This is a genomic window from Streptomyces colwelliae (assembly GCF_048158785.1).
Taxonomy (GTDB): Bacteria; Actinomycetota; Actinomycetes; order Streptomycetales; family Streptomycetaceae; genus Streptomyces.
Genome location: NZ_JBLTJC010000602.1, coordinates 1 through 4,097 on the forward strand (window position 1 = coordinate 1; position 4,097 = coordinate 4,097).

The 4,097-nt window shown below is 70.1% G+C and carries 5 protein-coding genes; 2 read left to right on the top strand and 3 right to left on the bottom strand.

What is annotated here, in order from left to right; translation table 11 throughout:
• On the top strand, positions 1 to 684 hold a 684-nt coding region (locus ACNFOC_RS51690), incomplete at its 5' end, for a polysaccharide deacetylase family protein (protein WP_416965918.1).
• 45 nt (positions 685 to 729) lie between these two features.
• Here ACNFOC_RS51690 and ACNFOC_RS51695 read toward each other — a convergent pair.
• Positions 730 to 1,401: a class F sortase gene (locus ACNFOC_RS51695; RefSeq protein WP_019057591.1), complete on the bottom strand. Its 672-nt coding sequence runs from the start codon at positions 1,399 to 1,401 to the stop codon at positions 730 to 732.
• 332 nt (positions 1,402 to 1,733) lie between these two features.
• Here ACNFOC_RS51695 and ACNFOC_RS51700 point away from each other — a divergent pair, with 332 nt between their 5' ends.
• Entirely contained in the window at positions 1,734 to 2,240 is a 507-nt protein-coding gene (locus ACNFOC_RS51700) for a hypothetical protein (RefSeq protein ID WP_416965919.1), read from the top strand.
• Between the two features lie 94 nt (positions 2,241 to 2,334).
• Here ACNFOC_RS51700 and ACNFOC_RS51705 read toward each other — a convergent pair whose 3' ends face one another.
• Complete coding sequence (locus tag ACNFOC_RS51705; RefSeq protein WP_019057593.1) at positions 2,335 to 2,883, bottom strand: hypothetical protein; 549 nt, start codon at positions 2,881 to 2,883, stop codon at positions 2,335 to 2,337.
• A gap of 222 nt (positions 2,884 to 3,105) precedes the next feature.
• Complete coding sequence (locus ACNFOC_RS51710; RefSeq protein ID WP_416965920.1) at positions 3,106 to 3,840, bottom strand: bestrophin-like domain; 735 nt, start codon at positions 3,838 to 3,840, stop codon at positions 3,106 to 3,108.
• Positions 3,841 to 4,097 lie beyond the last annotated feature (257 nt).

Sequence of the window (4,097 nt, forward strand, 5' to 3'; positions counted from 1 at the left end):
CGCAAGCCCTCCTCCTACCGCCTCCAGCCCGTGGCCGGATACGGCGCACCCCACAGCGCCCCCGCCCGCGTACCGGTGCGGCACGAACCCTTCCTGCGCATGTCCGGACGCGGCAACACCATGGTGCTCACGTTCGACGACGGACCCGACCCCCGCTACACCCCGCACATCCTGGACACCCTCGCCGAGTACGACGTCCGCGCCACGTTCTTCGTGTGCGGCGAGATGGCCGACTGGAACCGGGACCTGCTCGCCCGGATGTCCGACGAGGGCCACGTCGTCGGCAACCACACCTGGTCCCACCCGCTGCTGACCAAGATGACCCGCGGTCAGATCCGCTCGGAGATGGAACGCACCAGCGACGTCATCGAGGACGCCTACGGCGAACGCCCGCAGTGGTTCCGCGCGCCCTACGGCGCTTGGAACCGGGCCGCCTTCCAACTCGGCTCCGACCTGGGCATGGAACCCCTCGCCTGGACCGTCGACACCCTCGACTGGGACACCCCCGGGGTCCGTCACATCGTCCACGCGGTCGAGGACGGCGCCGCCCCCGGCATCGTGGTGCTCTCGCACGACGCCGGGGGCGACCGGACCCAGAGTGTGAAGGCGCTGCGCGAATATCTGCCGCACCTGCTCGACTCCGGCTACCACATGACGCTGCCGCGCCGCCGCACCACCACCTGACGCACCACCACCTGACGGGCTTTCGCCCGCCCGGCCGGGGAACGCTCAGCGGACCTCGACCAGGCGGGCGAAGACGACGACGTTTCCGTCGTAGCCGTTCTGCTTGGAGAAACCGCCGCCGCACGTGATGACGCGGAGTTCCGGAGTTCCCTTGGACGCGTAGACGCGGTCGCCGGGGAAGTCCTTCTTCTCGAAGACCTCGATGCCGTAGATCTCGAATACGGCCGTCTTTCCGTCCTTGCGCGCGACCTCGACGCGATTTCCCTTCTTGAGGGCCCCGAGTCCGTAGAACACGGCGGGGCCCATTTTGTTGTCGACGTGACCGACGACGACCGCCGTGCCCTTCTCGCCGGGGGAGACGGCGCCGGTGAACCAGCCCGCCAGATTCGGGTCCTCCGGCGGCGGAGCGCCCACCCAGCCGTCCGCGTCCAGGCCCACCGGCATGACCGGGGCGTCGACCCGGATCGCGGGGATCCGCACCCGGTCGGCGACGGAGTACGGCAGCGGGGCCGGGACCTTGCCGAACGTGGTGTGGCCGGTCCGGGCGTCCGCGGCCGCGGCGGAGGCCGGCTGGGGCGGCCCGATGTCGAACTCCCCCGAACCATTCCGAATGAGCGCGAGACCGGTCAGCAGAACAAGCGCTATCACTCCCCACGGGGCGCGCTTCTTCTGCCGCTCCTCCTCTTCGGCAAGCTCGGACAGCTCCGACGCAGACATTCGCCATCCCCTCTCGACGCGGCCGTCGCCCCGTCAATCGCGCATACGAGAACGCTAAGTCCCGAAGCCGGAACCGGCGACGGGGAAAGCGCGAACGGGTGGCCCGGTCATCCTTATGTGCGCCATACGAGTTGACGCCCGCAGGAATTTTCTGACGGTCCGTGACCTGCGGCAATATCCGATTGTGCGCTTTTCCCCCGGCGTGTCCTCTCACCAGGACGGACCATTCTCGAAATGCGGGCGCGCGCAAGGCATCTGAGGGTGCGTCTGGGAGGCGTTTTCTCGCCGATCGACCGGGGACGGGTCCCGGGGCGCCTTCCGCGGAGGATGACATGCGTACTACTCGTGCCCTGGCTGCCGCCGGTGCCGCGGTGGCCGTCCTGGGGCTCGCCGCCCCGGTGGCCGTCGCGGACGGCATGGGCGCCAGCCCCAGCAACATCGTCGCCCTGCCCAGCGTGATCGCCCGCGGCGGCCAGCTCACCGTCACGGTCGACGGCTGCTTCAGCGGCGGCAACGCCATCGCCACCTCACCGGGGTTCGAACGCCCCGCCAACCTGTCCCTCCTGAACGGCTCCGGTACGACATCCAGCGGAACCGCCAGGATCAGCAGGTCGGCCACCCCCGGCGCGTACAGCATCACGGTCCGCTGCTCCAACGGTTCCTCGCTGACCCGTGATTCGGCCTACACGGTCATCGGCGGTGTCCGCGGCGGTCTCGGCGGCAGCAGCAGCGCCGGGGCGACCCCGACCGACATGGCGATCGGCGGCGGCCTGGTCGCCGCGGCCGTCGTGGGCGGCGGGGTGTTCTGGATGCGCCGCCGCACCGAGCGCGGGATCTGACCTCCTCCCCTTCGGAGTTCGGCCGCATGTGACAGGCCTTCGCCCCGGACCCTTGCGGGTTCCGGGGCGAAGGCCTGTGCGGGTGGTACCGAGGTCAGGCGCCGTCCTCTCCGGTGCGGCGGCGCGAGAAGTGGTACGCCGCTCCCACCGAGCCCGCGATGAGGGCCGCGCCGATGCCGAGCTCCTTGAGGTCGAAGCCGGCGATGCTGCCGCCCTCACCGGCGTGGACCCCTCGCGGAATCTGCTGGGCCGGCTGGAGCGGCTGGATGTCGTTGTTCGTGCGGCCCGAGGCGATGGTCAGACCCGTGGAGCCGCTCACGCCGTCACACGTGAACGTCACCTGGTACACCGCGCCCGGCCTGGCATCCCAGTCGACCATCGCCGTAGCAGAGGACTGCCCCGGCGAGATCCGCACCGTGTCGAAAACCCCGGAGGAGACCGTGGCGGAGCCCTTGCAGCCGCCCTGGTCCCGGTCGAGCCGCAGAGTCACCTGGCCGCCCGCCGCGATCGTCGAGGGCAGGACGCTGAAGCCGAACGGCGTGATGTTGTGGTTGCCGTCGCCCTTTGCGACGGCGACCGGCGCGGACAGGGCGAGGGCGCTGATGCCCAGCAGTGCGGCCGAAGCGACGCGTATCGCGCGCATGGTGGTTCCTCCGGGTCCCCGAGGAGCAGCAGCGGACCTTTTCCGCTTGCGCCGTAAATGCACCTCGATGTCCGAAACGCTAGGAACATGTGTGCGCTCCCGCGATCGCAGTCGCGCGAATGGGGCAATGGTGTGGGCCGCACAGGGGACGCCGTTCCTGCGACCGGGGGACGTCCGCGGTGTGGCGGACGTCCCCCGACGACCGGCTCCGGTGAGGGGCCGTCAGCCCTTGATGCCCGGGAAGAGGTTCAGGAACGGCTGCGCCGACGCCGTGATGCCGCGGCTGTACGGCGAGTCGAAGTCCCAGATCAGGAACAGCAGGAACGCGATCAGCGCCGAGAACAGCCCGGCGAGGATCAGCTCCCGTGCCGTACGCCGGATCTGTAGCGCGAAGACCATGCCGATGGTGATCACGGCCCCGGCGAGCAGCCCGAACCACACCACCGACGGCATCGTCGCCCCCGTGGAGTCCGAACGGGCGTTGCGTGCCGAGTCCGCGGCGGTCACCTGGTCGACGAGCGGCTGGTAGGCCTGCGCCTGGAAGTCCGTCGTCGGCCGGTAGTCGGTGACGTCGGCGCGGATGCGCTGGAGGAGGTCGGTGCCGCGCTGGGTGAGCTCCTCGTGGTCGGCCATCGTCTTCCACTCGACATTGACGACCTGGGAGACGTAGGCCTCGACATCGGCCCGGACGCGGTCACGTTCGGCCGGCGGATAGACCCGAACCCGCTCCGAGATCTCGTGCAGCGCCTGTGCCTCCGCCTGCACATGGTCCTGGGCGGCGCTGCGGGCCTCCCAGACACCGGCGATCGCCAGGCCCAGGACGATGGCGTACACAACGCCGATCCACATCGTCATGTACTCGATGACGTCCGGGGTGTCGCCGGGATCCTCGTCCTCGGACGCGGTGCGCTCGCGTACGAAGGTGATGACGACGACCACGGCACAGGCCGCCACCATCGCGATGACGAGAACAAGCCATTCCGACAAGGGGTTCCTCCGGGGATCAGCGCGGACGCAGCGCGGCGGCGCCGCCGCGCTGCTCGCGTGGGAACCGCGGCGTTGAGGTACGGGGAGCACCTGGACATGCGGACACCTGGAGGTTCGTACGCGATCGCAGCCGTAGAACACGCGCGCGGGCAGGGCGCGTTGACCATCGGCCTGTCCTGCAACGCGCACAGCGCCCTCGCCGCGGCCGCCGAGGGCGGCACGGCCGA

Bases quoted from the DNA above. Each gene is read 5' to 3' on its own strand.
- ACNFOC_RS51695 (WP_019057591.1), bottom strand. From the start codon at position 1,401: ATGTCTGCGTCGGAGCTGTCCGAGCTTGCCGAAGAGGAGGAGCGGCAG.
- ACNFOC_RS51705 (WP_019057593.1), bottom strand. From the start codon at position 2,883: ATGCGCGCGATACGCGTCGCTTCGGCCGCACTGCTGGGCATCAGCGCC.
- ACNFOC_RS51710 (WP_416965920.1), bottom strand. From the start codon at position 3,840: ATGGTGGCGGCCTGTGCCGTGGTCGTCGTCATCACCTTCGTACGCGAG.
- ACNFOC_RS51700 (WP_416965919.1), top strand. From the start codon at position 1,734: ATGCGTACTACTCGTGCCCTGGCTGCCGCCGGTGCCGCGGTGGCCGTC.